Source organism: Mixta gaviniae (genome assembly GCF_002953195.1).
Lineage (GTDB): Bacteria > Pseudomonadota > Gammaproteobacteria > Enterobacterales > Enterobacteriaceae > Mixta > Mixta gaviniae.
In genome coordinates this window covers 1,894,025-1,919,017 of the sequence record NZ_CP026377.1, presented here as the reverse complement: position 1 = coordinate 1,919,017, position 24,993 = coordinate 1,894,025, and the positions used below count along the sequence as shown (strand labels likewise).

General features: G+C 58.0%; 27 protein-coding genes and 1 pseudogene. 13 read left to right on the top strand and 15 right to left on the bottom strand.

All coding sequences use genetic code 11. The features are described 5' to 3' along the window. Positions 1–225: 225 nt before the first annotated feature. Complete coding sequence (locus tag C2E15_RS08970) at positions 226–1,101, top strand: ROK family protein (protein WP_104957059.1); 876 nt, start codon at positions 226–228, stop codon at positions 1,099–1,101. 91 nt (positions 1,102–1,192) lie between these two features. Here C2E15_RS08970 and umuC read toward each other — a convergent pair whose 3' ends face one another. Beyond that, positions 1,193–2,461: a translesion error-prone DNA polymerase V subunit UmuC gene (gene umuC / locus C2E15_RS08965; protein ID WP_104957058.1), complete on the bottom strand. Its 1,269-nt coding sequence runs from the start codon at positions 2,459–2,461 to the stop codon at positions 1,193–1,195. Positions 2,462–2,550: 89 nt separating this feature from the next. Next, the gene (locus C2E15_RS08960) at positions 2,551–3,441 is read right to left on the bottom strand and encodes a LysR family transcriptional regulator (protein WP_104957057.1); all 891 of its coding nucleotides are present in this window, start codon (positions 3,439–3,441) and stop codon (positions 2,551–2,553) included. A 103-nt stretch (positions 3,442–3,544) separates the two neighbouring features. On the opposite strand from C2E15_RS08960, the gene C2E15_RS08955 reads away from it, so the two are divergent. Then, a complete protein-coding gene (locus C2E15_RS08955; RefSeq protein WP_104957056.1) occupies positions 3,545–4,639 on the top strand; it encodes an oxidoreductase in 1,095 nt (364 codons plus the stop codon). Between the two features lie 130 nt (positions 4,640–4,769). Here the strand turns inward: C2E15_RS08955 and C2E15_RS08950 are convergent, their stop codons facing one another. Next, positions 4,770–5,093 carry an AzlD domain-containing protein gene (locus C2E15_RS08950; RefSeq protein ID WP_104957055.1) on the bottom strand — a complete coding sequence of 108 codons (324 nt, stop codon included), beginning with the start codon at positions 5,091–5,093 and terminating at the stop codon, positions 4,770–4,772. Continuing rightward, a complete protein-coding gene (locus C2E15_RS08945; protein ID WP_104957054.1) occupies positions 5,090–5,755 on the bottom strand; it encodes an AzlC family ABC transporter permease in 666 nt (221 codons plus the stop codon). The genes C2E15_RS08950 and C2E15_RS08945 overlap by 4 nt, the downstream gene beginning before the upstream one ends. A 96-nt stretch (positions 5,756–5,851) precedes the next feature. On the opposite strand from C2E15_RS08945, the gene C2E15_RS08940 reads away from it, so the two are divergent. The 5 genes from C2E15_RS08940 (at position 5,852) to C2E15_RS08920 (ending at position 9,824) form a co-directional block, all read left to right on the top strand. After that, on the top strand, positions 5,852–6,400 hold the full coding sequence (locus tag C2E15_RS08940) for a helix-turn-helix domain-containing protein (protein ID WP_104959130.1): 549 nt from the start codon (positions 5,852–5,854) through the stop codon (positions 6,398–6,400). A 150-nt stretch (positions 6,401–6,550) separates the two neighbouring features. Then, positions 6,551–7,567, top strand: a complete 1,017-nt coding sequence (locus C2E15_RS08935; RefSeq protein ID WP_104957053.1) for an isopenicillin N synthase family dioxygenase — start codon at positions 6,551–6,553, stop codon at positions 7,565–7,567. Between the two features lie 19 nt (positions 7,568–7,586). Further along, positions 7,587–8,387 carry a MetQ/NlpA family ABC transporter substrate-binding protein gene (locus tag C2E15_RS08930; protein WP_174705692.1) on the top strand — a complete coding sequence of 267 codons (801 nt, stop codon included), beginning with the start codon at positions 7,587–7,589 and terminating at the stop codon, positions 8,385–8,387. Then, a complete protein-coding gene (locus C2E15_RS08925) occupies positions 8,380–9,168 on the top strand; it encodes a methionine ABC transporter ATP-binding protein (protein WP_104957051.1) in 789 nt (262 codons plus the stop codon). Before C2E15_RS08930 ends, C2E15_RS08925 begins: the two co-directional genes overlap by 8 nt. Further along, complete coding sequence (locus C2E15_RS08920; RefSeq protein WP_104957050.1) at positions 9,156–9,824, top strand: methionine ABC transporter permease; 669 nt, start codon at positions 9,156–9,158, stop codon at positions 9,822–9,824. Before C2E15_RS08925 ends, C2E15_RS08920 begins: the two co-directional genes overlap by 13 nt. Here the strand turns inward: C2E15_RS08920 and C2E15_RS21320 are convergent. Together C2E15_RS21320 and C2E15_RS08915 are read right to left on the bottom strand one after the other, a co-directional pair. Beyond that, entirely contained in the window at positions 9,799–10,107 is a 309-nt protein-coding gene (locus C2E15_RS21320; protein ID WP_146108539.1) for a hypothetical protein, read from the bottom strand. The genes C2E15_RS08920 and C2E15_RS21320 overlap by 26 nt on opposite strands. A 39-nt stretch (positions 10,108–10,146) precedes the next feature. Continuing rightward, positions 10,147–10,419 carry a hypothetical protein gene (locus C2E15_RS08915; protein WP_104957049.1) on the bottom strand — a complete coding sequence of 91 codons (273 nt, stop codon included), beginning with the start codon at positions 10,417–10,419 and terminating at the stop codon, positions 10,147–10,149. A gap of 769 nt (positions 10,420–11,188) precedes the next feature. Between C2E15_RS08915 and C2E15_RS08910 the strand changes: the two genes are divergently transcribed. Continuing rightward, entirely contained in the window at positions 11,189–12,271 is a 1,083-nt protein-coding gene (locus C2E15_RS08910; RefSeq protein WP_104957048.1) for a GlxA family transcriptional regulator, read from the top strand. Positions 12,272–12,434: 163 nt separating this feature from the next. On the opposite strand, the gene C2E15_RS08905 is transcribed toward C2E15_RS08910, so the two are convergent. Beyond that, the gene (locus C2E15_RS08905) at positions 12,435–14,486 is read right to left on the bottom strand and encodes an FUSC family protein (protein WP_104957047.1); all 2,052 of its coding nucleotides are present in this window, start codon (positions 14,484–14,486) and stop codon (positions 12,435–12,437) included. Positions 14,487–15,144: 658 nt separating this feature from the next. Between C2E15_RS08905 and mqo the strand changes: the two genes are divergently transcribed. Next, positions 15,145–16,791 carry a malate dehydrogenase (quinone) gene (mqo, locus tag C2E15_RS08895; protein WP_104957045.1) on the top strand — a complete coding sequence of 549 codons (1,647 nt, stop codon included), beginning with the start codon at positions 15,145–15,147 and terminating at the stop codon, positions 16,789–16,791. Positions 16,792–16,928: 137 nt separating this feature from the next. On the opposite strand, the pseudogene umuD reads toward mqo, so the two are convergent. After that, a pseudogene (gene umuD, locus C2E15_RS08890) lies at positions 16,929–17,347 on the bottom strand (translesion error-prone DNA polymerase V autoproteolytic subunit). A 459-nt stretch (positions 17,348–17,806) separates the two neighbouring features. Here umuD and C2E15_RS08885 point away from each other — a divergent pair. Continuing rightward, the gene (locus C2E15_RS08885) at positions 17,807–18,049 is read left to right on the top strand and encodes a helix-turn-helix domain-containing protein (RefSeq protein ID WP_104957044.1); all 243 of its coding nucleotides are present in this window, start codon (positions 17,807–17,809) and stop codon (positions 18,047–18,049) included. 154 nt (positions 18,050–18,203) lie between these two features. On the opposite strand, the gene C2E15_RS08880 is transcribed toward C2E15_RS08885, so the two are convergent. The 4 genes from C2E15_RS08880 to C2E15_RS08870 form a co-directional block, all read right to left on the bottom strand. Further along, positions 18,204–18,797, bottom strand: coding sequence for a LysE family translocator (locus C2E15_RS08880; protein ID WP_104957043.1), 594 nt, complete (start codon positions 18,795–18,797; stop codon positions 18,204–18,206). Between the two features lie 77 nt (positions 18,798–18,874). Continuing rightward, positions 18,875–19,141, bottom strand: a complete 267-nt coding sequence (locus tag C2E15_RS08875) for a DksA/TraR family C4-type zinc finger protein (RefSeq protein ID WP_104957042.1) — start codon at positions 19,139–19,141, stop codon at positions 18,875–18,877. Between the two features lie 120 nt (positions 19,142–19,261). Further along, complete coding sequence (gene ymcF / locus C2E15_RS22335; protein WP_425438042.1) at positions 19,262–19,405, bottom strand: cold shock small protein YmcF; 144 nt, start codon at positions 19,403–19,405, stop codon at positions 19,262–19,264. 86 nt (positions 19,406–19,491) lie between these two features. Then, on the bottom strand, positions 19,492–19,767 hold the full coding sequence (locus C2E15_RS08870) for a hypothetical protein (RefSeq protein WP_104957041.1): 276 nt from the start codon (positions 19,765–19,767) through the stop codon (positions 19,492–19,494). A 1,047-nt stretch (positions 19,768–20,814) separates the two neighbouring features. Here C2E15_RS08870 and C2E15_RS21315 point away from each other — a divergent pair. Then, a complete protein-coding gene (locus C2E15_RS21315) occupies positions 20,815–21,162 on the top strand; it encodes a hypothetical protein (protein ID WP_146108538.1) in 348 nt (115 codons plus the stop codon). Positions 21,163–21,373: 211 nt separating this feature from the next. Here C2E15_RS21315 and C2E15_RS08855 read toward each other — a convergent pair whose 3' ends face one another. Continuing rightward, positions 21,374–21,727 carry an anti-adapter protein IraM gene (locus C2E15_RS08855; protein ID WP_483869471.1) on the bottom strand — a complete coding sequence of 118 codons (354 nt, stop codon included), beginning with the start codon at positions 21,725–21,727 and terminating at the stop codon, positions 21,374–21,376. A 555-nt stretch (positions 21,728–22,282) separates the two neighbouring features. Between C2E15_RS08855 and C2E15_RS08850 the strand changes: the two genes are divergently transcribed. After that, positions 22,283–22,669: a biofilm development regulator YmgB/AriR family protein gene (locus C2E15_RS08850; protein WP_104957038.1), complete on the top strand. Its 387-nt coding sequence runs from the start codon at positions 22,283–22,285 to the stop codon at positions 22,667–22,669. Between the two features lie 181 nt (positions 22,670–22,850). Here the strand turns inward: C2E15_RS08850 and C2E15_RS08845 are convergent, their stop codons facing one another. Next, entirely contained in the window at positions 22,851–23,726 is an 876-nt protein-coding gene (locus tag C2E15_RS08845; protein WP_104957037.1) for a manganese catalase family protein, read from the bottom strand. 58 nt (positions 23,727–23,784) lie between these two features. Then, positions 23,785–24,042, bottom strand: a complete 258-nt coding sequence (locus C2E15_RS21310) for a hypothetical protein (RefSeq protein ID WP_128861368.1) — start codon at positions 24,040–24,042, stop codon at positions 23,785–23,787. A gap of 158 nt (positions 24,043–24,200) precedes the next feature. On the opposite strand from C2E15_RS21310, the gene C2E15_RS08840 reads away from it, so the two are divergent. Beyond that, on the top strand, positions 24,201–24,734 hold the full coding sequence (locus C2E15_RS08840; protein ID WP_104957036.1) for a hypothetical protein: 534 nt from the start codon (positions 24,201–24,203) through the stop codon (positions 24,732–24,734). The last annotated feature ends 259 nt before the right edge of the window (positions 24,735–24,993 follow it).

The following is a 24,993-nucleotide window of genomic DNA, read 5'->3' as shown; positions in this document are numbered from 1 at the left end:
GCGTGTTTATCGCTTGCGCCCGGCCGCCCTGGAAAACTTTACACGCCTTTGCATTACGCCATTCTTTTGCGCTGACGCCCGACGCCGCCACGGATAATGCGGCCCTTTCTGTCAGTTTTATTGTCTCGCCGCCCGGCGCTCTCTGCGCGGCGGCGGCGGCGCGCCGGGCCATTTTCCCGTTACGCTATACTCAGCCGACCTGAAGATGGCAACGGAGCGGAGTGAATGAAAATAGCAGCGTTCGATATCGGCGGTACCTCTTTAAAAATGGGTGTAGTGAGTGATACAGGTGAGATGCTGTCGTCAGATAAGAAAGCGATCGCTAACCACTCCGGTGAAGAGATCCTTGACGGTATTACGGCATGGCTGCAAAAAAACAGCGACTGCGCAGGCGTCGCCGTCAGCATTCCGGGCTATGTCGACCCGGAGAGCGGCTATATCGCTATGGGCGGCGCGATCCGCGATTTCGATCGCTTCGCCATCGGTCAGTGGCTGCGCGATAAAACCTCGCTGCCGGTCAGCGTGGAGAATGACGCCAACTGCGCCCTGCTGGCGGAGCGCTGGCTGGGCAAGGCGCAGGAGATGTCCGATTTTCTGATGATGACCATCGGCACCGGCATCGGCGGCGCGATTTTTTGCAATAACGCGCTGGTGCGCGGCCGACAGAGCCGGGCCGGTGAATTCGGCTCGCTGCTGACCTCCCGCCCCGGCAGCGACAGCGTGCTGAACTACACGATGAACACCACCTGCACCATGCGGGTGCTGCGGCACAACTACAGCCTGCATACCGGTCGGCCGCAGGAAGAGATCAGCGGCGAAGAGATCTTCGAGCGTTATGACAATAGCGACCCGATTTGTCACCGGCTGGTGACCACTTTCTATCAGGATCTCTGCGCCGGGATTTATAACCTGTCACACGTGTTTAATCCCGAATGTTTGTTTCTCGGCGGCGGCATTACCGCCAGAAAAAACTTTCTCGACGAGATCCATCATCATCTCGCCTGGTTCAACGTGGATACAAAGGTGGCGATTGCCACCTACGGCAATGATTCCGGCATGCTGGGCGCGGTAAAGCATTTTCTGCAGCAGCAACAGGCGTAGCAGGCGCTAAGGCGGGCGGCGATAAGCGCCCCGTCGATCGGGCTGGCCGCTGCGGCCCGCGGCGCCCAGCCGCCGCTGCCGGCGGCGGCACCTAGCTGATGCGCGCAACCGGAATATCGGACCAGCGCGTCGTCCAGGTCGGCGACAGCCTATCGCGCTTCATCGCCCAGGGCTTAATGATGCCCTGCCCGGCGAACCAGAGTTTTCCTTTACCACGCTGGTTAATGGCGTCCATCGCCTGCATCAGCCGCTCGCTGTTCGCCGGCGGCCGATGCTCATCAAACAGATCGAGCTGCGCCACGCCCTGACTGAAAAAGTCGCTAAGCATGACGCCGGTTTTAATATAGCGATGGCCGTCACGCCAGATGCGATCCAGCCCTTCGGTGGCGAGCCGAATAATCTCACGCGTGTCGTTGGTCGGCGTCAGCAGCCGCCCATTCGCCTGGTTGGCGTAATAGCGCCCGTCGGTGGCATGCGGGCTGGTGCGCAGAAATACCCCCACCTGGCGGCAGTACTGTTTTTCGCCGCGCAGCTTTTCTGCCGCGCGCTCCGCCCAGGCGCAGACCGCCTGGCGCACCGCCTGATAGTCATCGGTGCGGCTGCCGAACGAACGCGAGCAGACGATCTGCTGTTTCGCCGACGGCACCTCCTCCGCCGCGAGGCACGATTCACCGCGCAGCTCACGCACGGTGCGCTCCAGCACTACACTAAAGTGCTTACGGATCAGCGCGGCGGGCGTGTCCGCCAGCTGCAGCGCCGTCTCAATGCCAAGCTGCCGCAGCCGCTGGCTAATGCGCCGCCCCACGCCCCATACCTCTTCGACCGGCGCCAGCGCCAGCAGCTTACGCTGACGCGCGCTGTCGGAAAGGTCGACCACACCGCCTGTCCGGGGCCAACGCTTGGCCGCATAGTTCGCCAGCTTCGCCAGTGTCCGGGTCCGGGCGATGCCGACGCCCACCTTCAGGTGCGTTTCCCGGCCCAGCTGGTCACGCAGCTGATGGCCAAACTGCGCCAGCGACATGCAATGGCTGACGCCGCGCAGATCGAGAAACGCCTCATCGATTGAGTAGATCTCCACGCGCGGCGCCAGCGCCTCCAGCAGGCACATCACCCGGCTGGACATATCGCCATACAGCGCATAGTTGGAGCTGAACACCTCAATATTGTGCTGGCGCACGCTCTCCTGAATTTTAAAGTAAGGCGCGGCCATGGCGATCCCCGCCTGCTTCGCCAGCGCGTTACGCGAGATCACGCAGCCGTCGTTATTACTCAGCACAATCACCGGCCTGCCCGCCAGATCGGGGCGGAAAATCATCTCGCAGGAGGCATAAAAATTATTCACATCAACCAGGGCGAACATCGTTTATCGCTTTTCCATGGCCGTCCGCGCAGGCGCGGCGGGCAGCGCTTTAACTGTATCTATATACAGTAGTACAGAGCGACCGCCTTTTACAAGCCCCTGCTCTGCGCGCGCAGCAGCCCTTTCAACGCCTCAAGGAACACGGTCACCCGGTGCGGCACGTAGCGCCGGGTAGGCAACAACGCCCAGGCGGAGAGCGCCTGCGGCGCCACCTCCCGTAGCGTCAGTTCGACAAGCTCGCCGCTGGCCAGCTCGCGCGCCACATCCAGCGCGGTAAGCTGGGCGATACCCGCCCCGGCCACGCACATCTCACGAATCCCCTCGACGTTGCTGCAGCTGAAGCGCGCCTCGACCGCATGGTTGATGGTCTGGCCGCCGTCGGCGAATTTCCAGTAAGGCAGCGAGGCGATTTTCAGACAGTGGTGGCTTTCAAGATCCGTCAGCGTCGCGGGCTGGCCGTGCCGCCGCAGGTAAGCGGGCGCGGCGCAGAGGATGCGCGGGTTATCCGCCAGCCGGTGTGCGATCAGGCTGGAATCCTTCAGCGGCGCGATGCGGATAGCGATGTCGTAGCCCTGCCCGACGATATCGATCACATCGTCGTTAAGATCCAGCTCCACCTTCATATGCGGGTTGTCATCCATTAATGCCGGCAGCAGCGGCAAAATATGCCGTCGCCCGAATCCCGAGGGCGACGTCACCCGCAGCAGGCCGACGGCGCCGCGCCGGTCGGCGCTGAACAGCATTCTGGCGTTCTGTTCCGCCTCCAGCATTGCGCGGGCGTAGGGCAAAAACTCTTCGCCCTCGCTGGTGAGCGACACCGCGCGCGTGGTGCGCTGGAACAGGCGCACGCCCAGCACGCCTTCCAGCTGCGCCAGACGGCGTGAAACGGTCATGGCGGTGGTATTCAGCCGCTGCGCCGCCTGCGTCAGGTTGCCGGTGGCGGCGATGGCGGTAAAGGTCTCGACATCTTTCAGGTTCATTTTAACGATTTCCGTTAAACTGTGGGGCGGATTATGGCGATTAAAGTTCCTGAGCGGCGGGATTACAATAAAAAAATCATATAATCTCTTATCAGGAGCGAGCATGTCTCATTCTCTGCTGTTCACAAGCGGCCAGATCGGCCAGACCACCTTTAACAATCGCGTGATGCTCGCGCCGATGACGCGCATCTCCGCCTCGGAACAGGGCGTACCGGGCGAGCGCGTGCAGCGCTACTACGCCGATTTCGCTCGCGGCGGTTTCGGCGCGGTGATCACCGAAGGGATTTATACCGACCGCGCCTGGTCGCAGACCTACGCTTTCCAGCCGGGTATCGTCACCGAAGAGCAGGTTGCGGCCTGGCGTACCGTCGTCAGCGCGATAAAAGCGGAGGGCGCGGGCGTTATTGCGCAGCTGATGCATGGCGGCGCGCTGTCACAGAGCAATATCTACCGTCCGGACAGCGTCGCGCCATCGGCGGTGCAGCCGGTGGGCGAACAGCTCGCCTTCTATCACGGTAAAGGAGCCTATCGCCAGCCCGCCGCGCTGGAAGAGTCGCAGATTTATCAGGTTATCGACGGCTTCGCCGCCAGCGCCGAGCGCGCCGTGACGCAGGCCGGCTTTGACGGCGTCGAGATCCATGCGGCGAACGGCTACCTGCTCGATCAGTTCCTGACCGCCCATACCAACCAGCGCGACGATCGCTGGGGCGGCGATATCGCCGCGCGCCTGACCCTGACGCTGGAGGTGATCAAGGCAGTGCGCCGCAGGATCGGCAGCCAGGCGCTGCTGGGCGTCAGGATTTCACAGGGTAAGGTGAACGATTTCCACCATAAATGGCCGGAGGGCGAAGCGGGCGCGCGCCAGGTGTTCGCCCTGCTGCAGGCGGCAGGCGTTGACTATATCCACCTGACCGAATATCAGTGCTGGCTGCCCGCCTTCAGCGACAGCGATCGTTCGCTGGTACAAATCGCCCGTGAAGCCGCCCCGTCAGTGATCATCATCGCCAATGGCGGTCTTGATGATGGCGCGCTGGCCGAAGAGGCGCTGCGCCAGGGAGCGGATTTCGTCGCTATCGGCAAGGCGGCGCTGGCTAACCATGACTGGCCGACGCGCGTCGCCAACGATGAGCCGCTGCGCGCGCTGCCGGCGCATCTGCTGGCGCCGCTGGCGGATATCAAAGAGAGCGAACTGGGCTAAGGCTTACGCCATTACTGAACCGACTGGCCTGCTGCATGCAGGCCTTTTTTTGCGCGTGACATCATGCCCCGCCTGGCACCGTGGCGGGCGCTGAACTGACTGGCCTGCTGCGTGCAGGCTTTTTTGCCTGTTACATCACGCCCAGCCAGCGCACTGCGGCAGTCGCCAGCCCGGCGCTGATAATCACCACTATCAGCGGCGCTTTACGCCACGCCAGCAACAGCGCCACCAGCACACCGAACGGCCGCGCATAGCCGGCAAACTGCTGCCCTTCAAACAGGGTGGCAACGGCGGCCACCGCCAGCAACAAAACGATGGCGGCGTCCGCCAGCAGCAGGCGCGCGCGCTCCGGCAGTTCGACGTGCGCGCCAAGCTTATAACCCGCCAGGCGCATAAGGTAGGTTCCGGCCGCCAGCACGCCAATGCCGCCCATCAGCAGTGATGAAGAGATCATGCTTTACGCCTCCATGCCAGCAGCCCCGAAAGCGAAAACAGCACCGGCATGCCCACCGGAACCAGCGGCGTGGCGGCCAGCGCCACCAGCGCGCCGGCTATCGACGGCACGGCAACGCGACGTTGCCGCAGTGCCGGGAAAATCAGAGCAATCAGAATGGCGGGAAACACCGCGTCCAGCCCCGCCGCGTGGGTATCGGGGATCCAGCGGCCCACCTGCGTGCCCGCCGCCACGCTCAGCGGCCAACAGACGGCGATGCCCAGCCCGCACAGCCAGTAGGCCGCCCTGCGCTGCGCTGCGCGCTGCTGTGAAATGCCAAACACCACGCTTTCGTCGTTCATGATGTGGCACCCCAGCCAGCTGAGGGCGCCGCGTCCTACCAGATCTTTCACCGCGATGCCGAATGGGAAGTGGCGCGCGTTGACCAGCAGCCCCGCCGCTGCGGCGGTAAACGGGCTGCCGCCGCCGGCGACGATGGAGATAAAGATAAATTCTGACGCGCCGGCCAGCACCAGCAGCGAAAGCGCCAGCGGCACCCACAGCGGAAACCCCTGCGCGACGGCCAGCGATCCATACGACAGCCCGACCAGCGCGTCCGCCAGGCAGACCAGCACGATCCCCTTGATCACCTCTTTGCTCAGCGGAGCGTCACGTTTTGCCATAGCCTTATCCCATAATGAACGATGATTCGTTATAATGAACGCCTGCGGATCGTTTTTCAAGACGAACGATCGTTCTATATAAAATACAGGTCGCTTATGAATCAACCTATCGAGATTATCGCCAGCGGGCTGGCGCGCGAACGTCAGCGCGCCGGGCTGTCGCTGGCGGAAGTGGCGCGCCGTGCCGGCATCGCTAAATCGACCCTGTCACAGCTGGAGGCAGGCAACGGCAATCCCAGCCTGGAGACTCTGTGGGCGCTCTGTGTGGCGCTGAATATCCCTTTTGCCCGGCTGATGGAGCCGGAAACGAATAAGATGCAGGTGATCCGCCGCGGCGAGGGGCCGACGGTGACGGCAGAGCTGGCTGACTATAAGGCGATTCTGCTCGCTACCTGCCCGCCCGGCGCGCGGCGCGATGTTTATCTGCTGATCGTCCAGCCCGGCTCGGAGCGTCTCTCCCATCCTCACCCGATGGGGTCGGTAGAGCATATTATTATCACCCAAGGACGCGCGCTGGTGGGGCTGACCGCCTCGCCGGTGGAGCTGAACCCCGGCGATTACATCTCCTACCCGGCTGATGAGCCGCACCTGTTCCGCGCGCTGGCGCCGGACACCATGGCGGTGCTGGTCTCCGAACAGAACTGACTCCCGTCGCCGCCCCGGTCGCGGGCGGCGCACTGCCGCGCCGGGCGGAATAAATGCCAGGCTTTGCATATCGATAGCAGAATATCTTGGTAGGTAAGCGCCGGGCGGAATGGCACTGTGATGTTAACCAATGCCACCTGAGTTAATGCCATGAGCCATTCCTCCTTAGCGCTGCCGGTGATCGATTTCGCGCAGCTTACCCGCCAGACGCCGCAGCGCGCGCAGGCGATTGATGCGCTGGGACGTACCGCGCGCGATGCCGGCTTTTTCTACCTGATCAACCACGATATCGACCAGACGCTGCTGGATGAAGTGCAGCGCGTCGCCCGCGACTTTTTCGCCCTGCCGCAGGAGGAGAAGCTGAAGGTAACGATGGCCAACTCGCCCCACTTCCGCGGCTACAACCTCTCCGGTGTAGAGATCACCCGCAGCCAGCCCGATTTCCGTGAACAGTTCGATATCGGCGCAGACCGCGAAGCGCTTCCCGTCACGCCCGACTCCCCGACCTGGCAGCGTATGCAGGGGCCGAATCAGTGGCCGGCGGCGCTGCCGGCGCTACGCGCCGTGGTGACCCGCTGGCAGCAGGAGATGACGCGGGTGGCGCTGGAGCTGCTGCGCAGCCTCGCCGAAGCGTTGCGCCTGCCGCGCAACGCCTTCGACACGCTCTACGGCGCCAGCCCCAATGAGCATATCAAGCTGATCCGCTATCCGGGGCGCGCCGCTGGCCAGTCGCGCCAGGGTGTCGGCGCGCACAAAGATTCCGGCTTTCTGACCCTGCTGCTGCAGGACGATCAGGCGGGGCTGGAGGTCGAGCTGACGCCCGATAACTGGGTCGCGGCCTCGCCGTTGCCCGGCGCGTTCGTGGTCAATATTGGCGAGCTACTGGAGCTGGCGACCAACGGCTATCTGCGCGCTACCGTCCATCGCGTGGTATCGCCGCAGGCCGATCGGGAGCGCCTCTCCATCGCCTTTTTCCTCGGCGCGCAGCTGGATGCGGTGGTGCCGGTTTATCAGCTGCCGCCGTCGCTGGCGCAGCTGGCGCAGGGGCCGGCCAGCGATCCGCTCAACCCGCTGCTGCGCGAAGTGGGCTGGAACTACCTTAAGGGCCGATTGCGCTCGCATCCGGAAGTGGCGCAGCGTTTCTACCCCGAACACACCTCTTCTTAATCACTGACAGGGAATAATAATGAACAAGACCGTGTTAACGCTTGCCGGACTCTCTTTGCTGGTCGCCCAAAGCCTGTATGCCGCGCCGCTGCGCGTGGCTGCCGACCCGGTGCCGCACGCCGAAATTCTGGAATATGTGAAGCAGCTCGATCCGAAGCTCGATCTCGATATTATCGAGCTGAGCGGCGGGGTGAACGCCAATGAACTGCTGGGCGCCGGGGATGTCGATGCCAACTACTTTCAGCATCTGCCCTATCTGAAAGATCAGGAGAAGGCGCTGGGCAAAACTTTCGATGTTGTCGCCAGCGTGCATGTCGAGCCGCTCGGCCTCTATTCGCATAAGGTGAAAAGCCTGGCCGCGCTGCCGCAGGGAGCAAGCATCGCGGTGCCGAACAACCCCACCAACCTGAGTCGGGCGCTCTGGCTGCTGCAGGACAAAGGGCTGATCCGCCTCAGCGCTCAGAGCGCAGCCGGAACGACGCTGGTGACGCCGAAAGATATCAGCGCCAATCCGAAGCAGATCAACATCATTGAGATCGAGGCGCCGCAGCTGCCGCGCTCGCTGGACGACGTGGATGCCGCAGTGATCAACGGTAACTATGCGCTGGAAGCGGGCCTGACGCCGGCGAAAGATGCGCTGGGGCTGGAATCGGCGACGCACAACCCTTACGCCAACCTGCTGGTGACCACGCCGCAGCTGGCAAAAGATCCGCGCGTGCTGGCGCTGGCGAAGGATCTCACCTCCCCACAGGTAGCGGCCTTTATTCGTCAGCACTATAACGGTTCAGTGATCCCGGTAGCGGATGAAAAACATGATTGAGATTGAGAACCTGAGCAAACACTATCCTGGCGCGGCGGCGCCGGCGTTAGCGGAGGTGTCGCTGACGATTGAGACGGGCGCCATCTTCGGCATTCTCGGGCGCAGCGGCGCGGGCAAAAGCACCCTGCTGCGCTGCCTGAACCGCCTGGAGCGCCCCTCTTCCGGGCGCGTGCGGGTTGACGGCAGCGATATCGGTACCCTGAGCCTGGCGCGGCTGCGCCGCCAGCGTCAGCAGATGGGCATGATTTTCCAGCATTTTAATCTGATCCATGCGCGCAATGTTTATGACAACATCGATCTGCCGCTGGCGATCGCCGGGATGCCTGCCCGCGAGCGCCGCGAACGGGTTCACGCCCTGCTGCAATTGGTAGACCTGAGCGCGTTCGCCCAGGCCTGGCCGTCGCAGCTTTCGGGCGGGCAGAAACAGCGCGTCGGCATTGCGCGCGCGCTGGCGGCGCAGCCGCGCTATCTGCTGTGCGACGAGGCCACCAGCGCCCTCGATCCGGAGACTACCGCCTCGATTCTCGATCTGCTGGCGTCGATTCAGCGGCAGCTTGGCATCACCATCGTGCTGATCACCCATGAGATGGCGGTAGTGAAGCGCATTTGCGACGGCGCCGCCCTGCTTGAGCATGGCAGGCTGGTGGAGAGCGGCAGCCTGACGCAGATCATGAACCGTAACGAGGGGCGACTGCGCCAGATGCTGCTGCAGGATGGCGAAGCGGACCGCGCCTTTATCGCCCGCTATCAGCACCGGGAGCGATCGCGATGCGTAGCGTGAACTGGGATCGTTTTCAGGCGCTGCTGCTGAACGCCACCGGCGAGACGCTCTATATGGTGGCGATCGCCGCGCTGCTGACCGTCGCGCTGGGGCTGCCGGTCGGCATCCTGCTGTTTCTGACGCGCCGCAACGGCCTGCTGCCTAACCGCGCCGTCGCGCTGCTGCTCAATGCGCTGGTGAACACCGGCCGCGCCCTGCCGTTTGTGGTGCTGCTGATCGCCCTGATCCCCTTTACCCGCCTGCTGGTGGGCACCACCCTTGGCAGCACGGCGGCGATTGTGCCGATTACTATCGGGGCCTTTCCCTTTTTCGCCCGCATTGTTGAGAACGCGCTGGACGAAGTGGATCGCGGCCGTATCGAGGCGGTGGAGTCGATGGGCGGCACGCTGTGGCATATCGTTAGCCGGGCGCTGCTGCCTGAGGCGTTGCCGGCTATTCTCGCCGGCGTTACGCTGACCATCGTGATGCTGATCGGTTTTTCCGCTATGGCGGGCGTAGTGGGCGGCGGCGGGCTGGGCGATCTGGCAATCCGCTATGGCTATCAGCGCTTCGATAATCAGATTATGGCGGCCACCATCGCGCTGTTGCTGTTGCTGGTGCTGCTGGTGCAGAAAGCGGGTGACCGCGTGGTCAGTATGCTCGCCCGACGGCGCTGAGATCGGGCGCGGCGGCGAGGCGCGTCTCCGGCAATAATGCCCGCGCTGCGTCTTGCGCCGCCATCTTCTCCTGTGACCGTTTCCCGCCCCGGCTTTCTGCTGCAGTTTTTTGCTGTGGTTCCTGTTGCGGTTTTTTGCACCAGCTTTCAGCTGTGGTCACCTGTTCCGGTTTTTTGCACCAGCTTTCAGCTGTGGTTTCCTGTTCCGGTTTTTTGCACCAGCTTTCAGCTGTGGTTTCCCGCACCGGTTTGCTGCTTCGGTTTCCTGCTCCGGTTTCCCGCACCGGTTTGCTGCTGACGCTTGCCGCCGGTTACGCTGCCCGCTAACGATCCTTTTCGATCTCCTGCAAAATCACCTCGCAGTTGCGCTGATTAAACAGCCGATCAAAGGCAGCGCTTTTTTCCAGCGGCTGGCTTTCGCAATAAAACGCCATGGTCTGCAGCGCGCTTTTCGCATACTGCTCGCCATTATTTTCCAGCAGCCAGGATTTATCCACGCCGCTATTGTTCGCTTCATCCTGGGCGATATGCATTACCGTATTTTCTATTTTCTGTTTTAGCGCCGGGCTGCGCTGAAAATTATGATGCAGCGCCATGTACTCTGCTAAATCCCCTGCCCGGCAGCTTAACGAGGCCGCAGCGAAAAATAACGCCGCCGGGAATAGTTTTATTACCGCTTTCATTTTACTTTTTCCGAAACCATCCGCGATCAGTCGAGGATATTAAGATGTATCGCCTGCAGTGTATTGTACTATTTCGTCATCTCAACGAACAGAGGCGACACGGGCGCGAAAGCGCGTGCCGGCGCGGCCCTGAGCCTGGTTTCAACGGCACTGTATCGTCCTGCTGGTACAATATGATGTCCGCTACCTTCAATTTAAATTTTATTTGAAACGGTATGTTAGTGCCCTGATGCGCGTTAACGCCTTCTGGCGCGTCGCGTTGTTATTAATATGTCAGGTCACCGTTATGAAAGACAAAATAAATAATAGATTTTTTGCCGCAATGTTGTTTATTTGTAGCGTCAGGGATGGAAAGCAGACGGCAAAACAAGGGGGAAGGATAATCACTTCGCCTCAGCGAAAACGGATGTCCGCGCAGGCGTCGCCGCCTTATTTGTTCCGCACAGGCTGTGCCCGCTTGTTTGTTTTATCGGCAATTCGATAGGGTTATTCCCGTTGCAGGCGTATCATGGTCTGTCGCTGCGCGCCTTTATATTGATGACGCCCTTGATAAGGAACAATGAAAGTACATCTATTCCTTATAAAAACATCACCTCCAGCTTTATCGCGAGCGCTGCGCGCATATCCCTGGGTTCGCTTTTTACTCAAAACGCCGGACGTTGCTCCCGGCAGGCTCAGGTATATGAACTTCGCAAATAACTGCTCTTCCTGTGACGTTGTTTACGACCTTGATTTTCCCCTCACGGGCCATCATGCCGGCTCGTCAGGATTGCGCATCGGCATCGTCCTGTGGCCGGCGTTTCCGCTGCTGGCGCTGGCCGGGCTGCTGGATACGCTGCGGCACGCGGCGGATACCGGCGATAACGGCGGCCGTCCCTGCTGCTGGCGCATCATGAGCGACCGCCCGGACGATCTGATTATCTCCAGCTCCGGGATCGGGGTTAAAGCTGACTGCGGCTACAGCGATCCGAAGCATTTTGATTACATTACAGTGATCGGCGGTCTGCTGCCTGACCTGGATAAAGGCAGCCGCGCCGCACGCGGCTACCTCCACGCCGCCGCCAGGGCGGGCGTTACGCTGGCCGGGATCTGCACCGGCAGTTTTATCCTGGCGGAAGAGGGAATGCTGGAAGGACGCCGGGCGGTGGTTCACCCCTACCATCTGCAGGCGTTCCGCGACCGTTTTCCCGGCGTGCATTCGATTACCGGCTGCGACTATATCGACCATGGCGAGATTGTCACCTGCCCGGGCGGCATCGCCACCATCAGCCTGGCGACCGAGCTGATCCGGCGGCACTGCGGGCCGGAGCGCGCCACCCATGCCATCCATCAGATCGCCTTCCCCGTCAAAGCGGCGGGGGCGGCGCCGGGCGTTTCACGCGCGCACGATTTCAACCGCATCGCCGACCGCCGCCTGCGCAAAGCGGTGTTTCTGGTGGAACAGTGTCTGGTGAAGTCGGTCAGCACCGAATGGCTGGCGCAGCAGGTTAACCTCAGCAGTCGCCAGCTAACGCGGCTGTTTAAAAGCGAGTTCAACAAAACGCCCGGCGAGTTTATTCGCGCCAGCCGTCTGCGCTACGGCAAATGGCTGTTGCGAAACTCTGCCGATAGCGTGACGGATATCGCCCTGCGCACCGGCTTTAGCGACTGCGGTCATTTTATCCGCTGCTTTCAGCAGGAGTATGGCTGCACGCCGGGCCGCTACCGCGCCAGCGCCACCGTCAACGGCCCGCCGACGGAAGAGTATTTCGCTAACGGCAAGTAGCGCCTGCAGGCGAAACGGGCGACCGCCCTGCCAGCAGCAGCGCCGCCTGGTGCAGGTTATCCACAGAAAATGGGGATAGCCTGTGTATGAATAAGTATAAATCGGCGCGCGACCGCCGGATGCCGTGCCGTACGGCAGGCGGCGCGCCCGTTTAGCACAGAAATTAGCCTTTTTCTGGCCAGCGCTGCTGCGGGAACAGCGAGACGCGCAGGTTAAACAGCGAAATCAGCGGCGCCAGCGCGGCGCCGTCCTGCAGGGCGAGCGGCTCCAGCTTCAGCAGCAGCTGGTTAATCTCCTCCAGCAGCGTCTGATGCGGCTGACTCTGCAGCGAACGCAGGCGTCGCTTCAGGTAGAGTCCCAGTTCATGAAACATCTGCCCGCTCTCCAGCTGATACCTTTCCAGCACCTCGCGATGTCGGGCGTAGAAGTCATAACAGTTGGCGCCAAGCCAGGCCTCGGTGATGAGATCGCCACCGGCGATCAGCTCCGGGTCGGGATCGAGACGCTTGCGCGGCAGAATGATATTCACCCGATCGAGCATGCGCGCGACGAACTGCTGGCGCGACAGCAGCGACGAAGCGTTGCGTTCTATCTCTTTAATAAAGCCCAGCAGGTCACGGATGCCCTTGCGCACCGCCCGCTTCGCAATCCACGATGGACGCTTGTTGCGGATAATCGCCGTCAGCGTCACCGCAAACAGAATGCCCACCAGCGACGAGATCGCCGCGTTCAGCGTCGCGATGAGATTAGGCACATAGTGATGACTAAGCCCGATAAAACCGGGGATCTGGATCGCCACGCTCAGGCCGATCAGGTTGGTCGCCGGCCGGGCGATCACCAGGCTCAGCGCGAACAGGCCCGGCAGCAGACACATCATCAGCGCCTGCAGCGTGTTCGCCTGTGGGATCAGCACCCCGACATAGAACAGGCTGATCGCCAGCGCCACCACCACGCCTTTCACAAACAGCTTCATCGGCGTCACCGGCGAATCGATGCTGGCGAAGAAGGAGCTGATAATCGCCGCCATCAGCGGTGCGCTGGCGCCGTCCGCCCAACCGCTGCCGATCCAGAACAGGCTGGAAAGAAAGGTGGCGAGAAAGGCGGTCAGCGATGAGAGCAGCAGCAGGCCGGTATCGATATGCCGATGTTCGCGCGGGTTCTTCACCAGCGGGGCGTCGCCGTCGCTGTAGAGATCGCTGGCGCGCGCGCTGACGGTCTGGTAGGCGTCGACGACGCGCACAAAGTTCGCCAGACGCTCCAGCAGGCCCAGCAGCAGCATGCTCTCTTCGGCGCTCAGCGCCTGCTGCCGCCAGGCCTGTTCCAGCGCCATTTTGCCCTGCACCAGCGCCTCTCTTACCGCACCGACATGGCTGACCGTATCGTAATTGAGCCACAGCAAAAACTGTTGCAACACCTGGGTGACGCAGGCCGGGAAACGGATCTGCAGCTCTGCCAGCAGGCTCAGGCGCGTTTCGATAGCGGTCAGCGTCGGCAACAGATAGCTGAGATGCTGATACTGCACGCTGACCAGGCGGATCACCTTGCGCGCCGCCTCCCCTTCATAGACGCAGTGGGTGATCAGCGTTTCGACGTTTAAGGGATAGTTCGCCATCTGGATCAGGATATCCTCGCGCTCCAGCGATTTATCCTTCGGCGGGCGCACCACCAGCTCGTTACAGAGCTTGCGCGCGTTGCGATACCAGATATCGACGCTCTGCTCCAGCAGGTGCTGCATGGAGACCGGAAACAGCAGCCGGTGGATCAGCGTGCTGCAGATGATGCCGAGGGTGATCTCCTCGATGCGCGAAATCACCGTCCAGGTAATTGCCGACGGCGTGGTGACATCGGGAAAGCCCATAATGGCAGCGCTGTAACCCGCCAGCATAAACACGTAGCTTTTCGGCGTGCGGTCATGCAGAGAGAGGTACAAACAGGCGGTGACCCACAGCGAAACGCAGAGGCTGAACAGCATTGGCGACTGCACGGTTTCCGGATAGATCAGCAGAATAAACAGGCCGCCGAGCAGCGTGCCCGCCAGCCGAAACACTGACTTGGAGATCGTTGAGGCGGCATAGAGCTGCGAGGTGACAAACACCGTGGTCATCGCCCAGGCCGGTTTTTCGAAATTAAGCAGAAGAGCAACAGATAACGCCAGAAACGCGGCCAGAGAGGTTTTGAGTGAGAACAAAACCGCGTTTTTTGAAAACCACTTCATCTTGAAAGAGTACCGTAGCACAGCTGTGTGGCGCGTATCCTGGCAGAAGCGTGAGATTTTTACCTTTGATTATGTAATACAAATTATTTCTAACTTAATTGACTGAATTTAAACATTTTATCCCTGCCCGTACTGAGCTGACGGCGTGGCGTCCACTGCCAGGGGCAACTATGGCGCGCCGGTTTCATACCATTTTTAGCGGCCTTTTTCTGTTAGCGCGCGCAGCCTGCGGCGGCGATAGCTGCTGTTTCCCTTTTTCACAGGCCGGTGTTTTATCTCTGCCGTTGGGCCTATTTCACACCGCGCACAGGCCGGTGTTTTATCTCTGCCGTTGGGCTTATTTCGCACCGCGCACAGGCCGGTGTTTTACCTCTGCCGTTGGGCTTATTTCACGCCGCGCACAGGCCAGTATTTTACCTCTGCCGTTGAGCCTATTTCACGCTGCGCACAGGCCGGTGTTTTATCTCTGCCGTTGGGCCTATTTCACGCTGCTCACTGGCAGGGTTATTTTTATTCGTCACGGCAAAAATACCCTTTAGCCGCCATACCATTTATAAGCAGAAAAAATGATAACTTTTGTTAAATAAACCTTTCATTTGTTGAAACAGGCGTTAAAATATCGCTCCTTTTTTATAAGAATTCAGTGTTTTTAACTCAAATGTCACATTCTACTAAGCTTTATTCGGCAATATCTCTCGCAGTAATGCTGGCCTGTTCCAACGCATACGCGGAAAGCACCACGGAAAAGACGGACGTCCTGCTGATTGGCGGCGGTATCATGAGCGCCTCTCTGGGTACGCTGTTGCACGATCTGCAGCCTGACTGGAAACAGTTGATGGTTGAAAAGCTGGATGGCGTTGCGCTTGAGTCTTCTAACGGCTGGAACAACGCCGGTACCGGCCACTCCGCTAACATGGAGCTGAACTACACGCCGGAACGTAAAGATGGCTCAATCGATTTCAGCAAAGCGCTGGAAATCAACGAAGCTTTTATGATCTCCCGTCAGTTCTGGTCTACCCAGGTGAAACGCGGCGTGCTGAACGATCCGCACTCTTTTATCAACTCCACGCCGCATATGAGCTTCGTTTGGGGTGATAAAAACGTTGAGTACCTGACCAAGCGCTACCAGGCACTGCAGCAGACGACCCTGTTCCAGGGTATGCAGTTCTCTACCGATCAGCAGCAGATCAAAAAGTGGGCGCCGCTGATTATTGAAGGCCGCGATCCGCAGCAGAAGGTTGCGGCAACCTGGACGCCGGTCGGCACCGATGTCAACTATGGCGAAATTACCCGTCAGCTGATCGGCAGCCTGAAAAAGAACAACAACTTCACGCTGGAAACGTCGACCGAAGCGACCGATTTCAAACGTAACGACGACAACAGCTGGCACGTGACCGTTACCGACGTAAAAACCGGTGAAAAACATGCCATCGACGCCAAATATGTCTTTATCGGCGCAGGCGGCGGCGCCCTGAAGCTGCTGCAGAAAACCGGTATCCCGGAAGCGGACAACTATGCAGGCTTCCCGGTCGGCGGCTCTTTCCTGGTAACAGAAAACCCGGCGATCACCAGCCAGCACGCTGAGAAAGTGTATGGCCAGGCTTCCGTCGGTGCGCCGCCGATGTCTGTTCCGCACCTGGACGCCCGTTTCCTTGATGGCAAACGCGTCGTGCTGTTCGGGCCTTTCGCGACCTTCTCTACCAAGTTCCTGAAAAACGGCTCGTTCCTCGATCTGTTAAGCACTACCACCACCAAAAACGTCATTCCGATGACCGACGTGGGTCTGGATAACTTTGACCTGGTGAAATACCTGATTGGTCAGGTGATGCTGAGCGACGAAGATCGTTTCGAAGCGCTGAAAGAGTACTACCCGTCCGCGCGTAAAGAGGACTGGAAACTGATCCAGGCCGGCCAGCGCGTACAGATCATCAAGAAAGACGCAGAGAAAGGCGGCGTGCTGAAGCTGGGTACCGAAATCGTTACCGATCAGCAGAAAACGCTGGCTGCCCTGCTGGGTGCATCGCCGGGCGCTTCTACCGCCGCGCCGATCTCCATCAACGTGATCAAGAAACTGTTCCCGGAGCAGTTCAACTCACCGGAATGGCAGAGCAAGCTGCACGAAGTGGTGCCGAGCTACGGCAAGACGCTGAATGGCGACGTGGCGCTGACCCAGCAGGTATGGAATGAGACAGCGGCAACGCTGAAACTGACCACGCCGCCGGTGATTCAGATGAAAAACGTGGCCCCTGTCGCTCAGCCGAAGCAGGAAGCTGCTAAAGCGCCTCAGCACGATATGGCGCTGTAAGCCTCGCCTTGCGACGCGCGACGAACGCGCCGTAACGCAGCAGAAAAGCCCCCGTTTTCGGGGGCTTTTTTTATGTCTGGCGGAGCTTCTCTATGCCTGGCGTAGGCTTTTTCAACCGCCTGCCGGGTTCTCGCGCGCTATTTTACCGATTTAATGACAAAGGTTACCACGCCGAAAATCTCCAGCCCCTCCTCCCCGCAAGGGATGACAGGCCGCCATGCCGGATTCATCGGCATCAACCGCACCGGGGCCGCAGCTCAAGCTTCTTCACCGTAAAGGCGCCATCCACCGCAGCGACGACAATATCGCCGTGCGCGGCGGTAAGCGAGCTATCCACCACCAGCATATCGCCGTCGCTAATGCCGCCCTCCACCATCGAATCCCCGCTGACCCGCACAAAATAGGTGGCGCTGGGGCGCTGTACCAACAGATCGTTGAGATCGAGACGCTGTTCAATATAGTCCTGCGCCGGAGAGGGAAAGCCGCACGGTACGCGCTCGACAAAAAGCGGCAGGCGTAAAAGCGCGCCTAACTCGACAGGCCTGATAAATTCCATAACCAATAACCCTGAATACACTGTATATAAATACAGTAAACGTAACCCACGGGTATAATCAAGCGCAGCGGTGCCTTTTTTTCCGCACGGTTTGATGCGCAGCCGCTTTTATTTCATCGTTAGTAAGCTGCCGTGACTAAAACAGGGACGGCCGGCGCATAAGGCGATGGCGTCAGTCTGCGCAGGTGCCACAGGATTATTAATACGTTTAACCAAACCGCACGGTTAAGTAATAAAATCTGGAGATTGATGGCAGCAATGTATTTTGCCGTCTCGCCTGTGATATCGGCGGTTCTTTCAGCATTGGCTGAAAATTTCCTTTTGTAGCAGCGAAAAAAACGCTAAAACGCAGGATATCAAACAATTATAAAAATTAATCAAAACCGCTTGCCTTGACACCCGAATCTTCCGTGTCAATGATTAAAAAAAACTGACAATAAAAATGTTTTGGAGATTGCTATGCCTCTGAAAGTGCTGTCCATGGTTCCCGCGACTGCCGCCACAATTAAAGCTGCCCGTCAGGCGGCTGGCCTGACGCAGGCGGAAGCGGCAGAGCGTTTTGATTACAGTTTACGGGTGTGGCAGAAGAAAGAAGCGGAGGCGGGAACCGCTAAAAGCGGCGGGCTGACGCAGGGGGAATATGAACTGTTACTGCTGCTGGGTAATCTGCACCCCGATTATGCGCTGGCACCGAAAAAATAGCGTAAAGCGGTGCCGACCGACCGATTAAGCGCGTGGTTTAGCGCAGCGCGCAAAACGGTGCCGACCGACCGATTAAGCATGTGGTTTACCGATTAAGCATGTGGTTTAACGCCGGGCAAAGAGCCGTTCCCGCCCAGCTGATTGAATGTGTCGCTTAGCGCAGCGCGCCGAGCGCAAAGAACAGCAGCAGCAGCCCGCCGCCGATATCCACCCACTTTCGCAGCCGGGCAACGGAATATTTCCGCACCGAATGCAGCAGCAGCTGGCTGGCCATGGTCAGCCAGGCCGCCATGATGATGATATGCAGCGATGCCAGCAGCAGCCAGGCACCCAGCCCGGCCACGCTGCCGGCAAAGCGGCTGACGACCGTCAGGTAGAGCATCACCGCTTTCGGATTGATGACATTCGCCAGCCAGGCCTGCATCAGAGTGACCGGCTTCGTCTGTGCTGACAGCTGCAGCGGCTGAGCCTGCATGCCGCTGCGGATCATCCGCAGGCCGAGCCAGAGCAGATAGAGCGCTCCCGCGATTTTCAGCGCGCCGAACAGCGAAGGAAACGCCGTCAGCGCGGCGGTAATGCCCAGCCCTACCAGCAAGGCGTGGGTGAAAATGCCTAACGCCGTGCCGGCCAGGATCCTCAGCACGCCCCGGAAGCCTTCCGTCAGCGCGCTGTTCATTGTCAGGGTGAAGCTGGCACCAGGGGAAAGCACCACGGGTAAAATAGCGATAGCGAAACCGCCCGGATCCATGCGTTTTCTCCTGCGGGAAGAGGATAAAGGAAAAGCGTGAGGGCGTAGCGCGGATCGTTATCCAGCCGCGCCGCCGTCTAGCGGAGCTGGCTGTCTTTGCTGCCCCGACGATTATAGAGGCTGAGGTTTTTGTGTTGTTTATCGAGTTCTGTCTGGCAGGCAAGGCAGTAGCGTACGCCTTTCAGCGCCTGTCGTCTCGCTTCGGGGATCGCTTCTCCGCACTCCTGGCAGTAATGTTCACTTTCGCCCTGCCCCATCGCCTGACGCACGCGCGCCACGCCATCATTTACCGTACTGTCGATTTGTTCATTGACGGCTCCGTCAGAAGCCCAGCCGCTGGCCATTATCGCCTCCTGAAAAAGTTAACCAGAAGTAAATATGGTTGCTGAGCGTCCAGACTTCAAGCCGGCAGAGAGATACCGCAGCGGGAAAAGAGGAAAAAGCGCAATGGGATAGAGAAAGGGTCAGGCTGCCTGAGAAGTTAAATAGCTAACAATCATGGGGGCTTTACAGAAGATGCAGATGGCACCATGAGGATTGCGAGAAGAAACGTCAAACAGAGAGATACGGCATTGATGTCCGCTACAGCGCGAGCATCGGTATTTAATCGTTAAAATAAATATTCCTTAATAATTACGTTTTGTTCGGCCAAGCTTAACACCTCGCAGGGCGACTGTCTGCTGTTTGCTTACTTTTATTTTTCTGCCGCGGCGGGCGGCGGCAAGACACCGGCGACGCAGGCGGCGATCGCTATCCCGCCTGCGGCCTGAAAGGCATTACACGTCGGTTTCCAGACGTTGCGTAAAAAAGGCCGCCCGAAGGCGGCCTTAATATTTCTTACTTTTTTTATATTTTCACAGAAAAGCGCAACGCTGTTTTCTGGAAGGTTTTCCCTGGTGTGGCAGATTAGTGGCTTTTTCCCGCTGGTGGGCCGGGTGTCAGCGCTATCGTCATTGCGTCCGTCGGGCATTGTTTCAGGCTGCGGAGCGTTGTTCAGGCGACGGGGCCATATTCCTTTAAAATAACTTATGTATCAACTCTCTTAAAGTACAGGTACCACCACTTTATGCGTAGATGCGTTGAGGCCGGGAAGCAGGAGATGATGACGGTGAAGCAAAGGCAAAGGCAAAGGTGAAGGTGAAGGTGAAGGCGAAGGTGAAGGTGAAGGAGAAGGAGAAGGCGAAGGTGAAGGAGAAGGAGAAGGCGAAGGCGAAGGCGAAAGTGACGCGTTGTTATTGAATGGCGCAGCGGCATAGCCTGCGGTTGATCTGCGGTTGATCTGCCGTTGGCCGGCGGTATCGGCGCGCAGCTACCCTGCCCGTTACGCCTGTTTTGCCGGCGTGTATTGAGGAAGAGATCGGCGTTGGCGCATCGCCGTCACCCTGGTCCCCTCTGCCCCTGTCGTCTGTTGTCTGTTGTCTGTTGTCTGTTGTCTGTTGTCTGTTGTCTGTTGGCTGTTGGCTGTTGGCTGTTGGCTGTTGGCTGTTGGCTGTTGGCTGTTGGCTGTTGGCTGTTGTCTGTTGGCTGTTGTCTGTTGGCTGTTGGCTGTTGGCTGTTGGCTGTTGGCTGTTGGCTGTTGGCTGTTGGCTGTTGGCTGTTGGCTGTTGGCTGTTGGCTGTTGGCTGTTGGCTGTTGGCTGTTGGCTGTTGGCTGTTGGCTGTTGGCTGTTGTCTGTCACCTGTCACCTGTGACCTGTCACCTGTCACCTGTCACCTGTCACCTGTCATCTGTCATCTGTCATCTGTCAGCCTGCAGCCCGCGATCCTCGTCCTCGCCCTGCGCAGGCCAGATTCCAGCCGTCCGGCAAGCGGCAAGCGGCAAGCGGCAAGCGGCAAGCGGCAGCCGACGATGACCGACTTATTTCATTTCACAAAATAATCAATAAGTTAAATCAACTTATTAAAAAACTCGCAATAAATTAATGAATTTCAGGTAATAACAGTAATTTCTGACTATAATCTTTTAGCGGTGCAGACGCCCCGCATTCAAAAAGCAGGATTTTTTTGTAATAAGTGTGATGGAGCAGTTTATGGTTTGGTATGTGCTTGACTCTATTGTAAGCCCGGATTCAGATACAGCGTTTTCGCTTATTAGCTCGCCATACAATCTGAAATTTGTTCTGTGGTACGATACAGAATATTACCTCTCCCCTGGCGACAGGCTGGAAACGTCTGATACCGGTCTGATTGTGAATGGTCATGTACAGCCAGTCTATATCCTCGATGTTTCCACCTTCCGTTCCGACTACTGGAAAAAACTCCGCATTTATAATCAGCGTTGTCCCGGCAATATCAATCTTCCCCATACCGCCTGCACCTATAAAACAGAGTGCCGCGTCAAAAAATGCCCTTTCATCCCTCATTAACGGCCTGATGATCCCATTAAAGATTATCCATCACCGCCGACATTAAACCCGCGCGCAGCGGTGTTAACGCTTCTCTGTTGCGTCGCCAGCAACAGAGCGCCGCGCTATTTTCTCTCTGCCGCCTTGTAGCAGGCGGCAGAAGATGTTGCGGGCTTGCATGCTGGTGATACAGCGCGGCTGAAATAATCCCGGCCCGCCTCATGGGGTTATTTCAGCCGTGAGATAACGCCCTTTCCGCCAGACCGTAAGGGCAACGTTTAAAACGGCACTGCGTTGAACGCTCGCAGAATGCGGGTTTAATCGCACCGTTTGCCGGGCAGTCAGTACGGGCGGATAATAATGACCAGTTGGGCCGGTTAAAGGGAAATACGCTAATTATCACGATATTTCCTGGCACGCCGTTAATAAGCAGCTCTTCTCCGCTGGTGGTCAGTACATCCCCGGCATGCACCACTGTCTCGCCCTGATACCAGATAATCAGCTTGAGATTTTTTTGGGTGATAACGCAGCTAAAAATAGTGCCGGTTAAGGGACACATCAGTGAATCCATAACGTGGTATCTCATCTCCGCCCTCGATTAACTCATAAAATAATCTTACGGTATTTGTAATAAGACATTTCTGCTTGGTTGCAGCGGCGCTTATCGGTTACAGGAATAATATTTCAGCTGGACAACGGTTGAAAGGAAAAGTCTTATCATTTTCCTTAAATGAAGAAGCTTTTGGCAAAGGTGACATTTCCCGAAGAAACTTTCGCTAACTTAAATAAGATGACAGTTACAGGCGTACATTTACACTTTGTTTGATAACAAAAAGTAAAAACGGATTGATCAAATATCATTATTTATTTAAATAATCTTATATTTTTCAGGATTTTTCTCATCTGCAAAAAAAGGTTAACCTGCAATTAACTTCCAGTTAAATTGATTAACATTTCATTTTATTTCAATTGTATTATTAAGCGTGCTACCTTTAAGTTTATTAATTAAATCAACAGAAATTATTAGGCACGTATCACTAAAAATATCTGGTCATACCAGATAAAAAGATGGCTGTAAAAATGGATTAATCCTGGTTTTGTTATATAACTTCAGCGGTGATGTTTAATCACAACGTAACGAATGGTGCTTTACACCGCCTCTGGAAACAAAGGGATTTCTGTTTTCGGAGGTTTTTTTTCTGTAAAAGAGGTGAAAGCAGGCGGCGCCTGTTTAACGTCCTATTACCCTTTTATTAGCGAATCGTTTCAATGGAGAGTGGTTGTGAATCAGGAGTCGGGTATTGAAGTGCAGATTGCTGACTATTTTAAGCAGTCAGCGTCGCAGCGATTAACACAGGAAGAGGTGATGCGTACGCTGGCCGATAATATCGCCCGTACAAAAGAGACCTTTAAAGAAAAGGCGATGGTTTCCGGGCTGCTGGAGAAGCTCGAAACGGAAAGCGATGCGGTTAAACTGCAGGTTTACCGCCAGGCACTGGAGCTGTTGCTGCGCAAAGACCGTTTTTGACGCCAGGGCGCTGCGGCTGGCGGTTTGCCGGCAAGGGCGTCATGCCGCGGCTTCCGCCTGCCGCAAGGCATCGGGCGCCGCGACGGCGACCGGAAAGGCGCGATAATCATTTTTTTTAACACAAAAAAAGGCTGCCCGCGGGCAGCCTTTGCACAGATGCGACAAGTCGCCGCTGATGCGCTTATTTCACCGTGCCTGAAGGCGGCACGGAACCGGTTGGCGGCACGGCCCCGGCGATCTGCTCGTTCTGCGCGCCCGATCCCGGACGGGCTGGCCCCAGCAGCGGTTCGTCGCCCAGAATTTCAGGCTTCTCTTTCGCCGTGAACTGGCCTTTGCCATCGTACGATGGGCCTTCGCTCCAGCGACCTTTCGGCAGCGGTTTATCCAGTGAGGTGTTGAGACAGTAATAAGAATGCTCAGACGCTTCATGCTCCTGCGGGAAGCTGTTCGGGATCGGCAGAGAGGCGTTCAGGCCGCCCATATCTTCGATCACCGCCAGCCACTGCTGCTGGTGCATGGTATCGCGCGCAATCAGGAAGGAGAGGAAATCCTTCATGCCTTTATCTTCGGTCATATTATAGAGGCGCGTCGCCAGCACGCGGCCCGTGGCTTCCGCCGTCACGTTGGCCAGCATATCCGCCGCCACGTTACCTGATGCATAAATGTGGCTCATATCAAACGGCATGCCGTTCGCATTCACCGGCAGCGCGGCCAATCCTGATGAGAGGATATGGCGCGGGTTCATGCCGCCCATAATGGCGTTGACCACCGGATCTTTTGCTGAAGCTTCCTGATAGGAAAGCGGCGCGCCTTCAAGGTTCAGCGCCACCGCATAGGCCAGCATTTCGATATGACCCAACTCTTCCGTTGCGGTTGACATTAACAGGTCGCGGATACGCGCATCGCCGCGTGCGCCCATCGCCTGGAAAAAATATTGCATGGCGACGCGGATTTCGCCTTCGACACCACCGATAGCCTGCTGAAGCAGCATTGCAAATTCTGGATCGGGCTTTTCTACACGTACCGGGAACTGCATTTTTGATGAGTGATGGAACATACTCTCTCCTCCTCTCTCGCTTGATGGGTTGAAATGCCTGATTAAGCCTGGAAGGTGTTTATGCAGAAAGCAAATAAGGATAATAAGGATTCTCATTTGGCGGTTCATATTCCACCCGTTCTCTCTTTCTCCTGCTGGCCTTACCGCGCGGGCTTTTCCCTGCCGAAAAGCGCTTTTTTAGCGACGATAGTCTCTTTTTTACCTTTCCTGCTGGCACGTAATGCTTGCTGGCGAGGCCGCTGCTAACGCGGCAAATTAAGGAATATCCTATTAAAGCGATAGGTTTAATAAGCGCAGCTTTCTTTGCGATCTCCATCAGGCTGGCCGTTTCGCCCCCGCTTCTGTTAAAAAAAATTAACGAAACGGCCCCTTTGCACCTGGTACTCTTTGCCGTTCATTCTATGATCACATTAGGGGCGTGTTTCGGGTCGGATTGACCTGCCCTACTGGTTAACCCACGCAGGATATAAAAATATGAATATCGCATGTTTAGGCTGGAGCTCGCTGTTATGGAAGCCCGGCGCATTGCCAGTGAGCGGTGACTGGCACGCTGATGGCCCTTCTTTACCAATCGAATTTTCCCGCGTTGGTGACAACGGTGAACTGGCGACCGCCATTTGTATTAATGCGCCGCTGGTGCCGGTTTTCTGGACCAGGCTGGCGGTCGATACGCTGGAGCAGGCGTGCGATGCGCTGCGCCAGCGAGAGCAGATCCCGGAAGAGAGAACCGATGGCATCGGCGCGCTGCTGGCGCAGGGCGCCGCGACCGGCCCGCTGGCGGAATGGGCGCAGGCGCGGCAGATCGATGCGGTGATCTGGACGGCGCTTCCGCCGCGTATCGCGCACAGCGAATCGCTGATCCCGACGCTTGATGATGTCGTGACCTATCTCAGCGAGCTGCAGGGCGAAAAGCGCGACCATGCGCGCCACTATCTGGAGCAGGTACCGGCGCAGCTCGACACCCCTTACCGACGCGGCATTAAGGCACGCATCGGCTGGGGGGCGTAACGCGGCCTGCGTGATAGCGCAGGCGTAAGGATGCGCATATAAGCACGCTATCGGTTATCGGCATACGCGCAAGGAGGCGTGTATAAGGGCGCTATCGGCTATCGGGTATACGCGCAAGGAGGCGTGTATAAGGGCGCTATCGGCTATCGGGTACACGCGCAAGGAGGCGCAGGCGCAGCAAAATCAGGCTAACCCTTTCATTTCTCTTGACCCCGGCCCGCTTATTTGCACAATAGCGCGGCTTCCAGGTCGGCCGCGG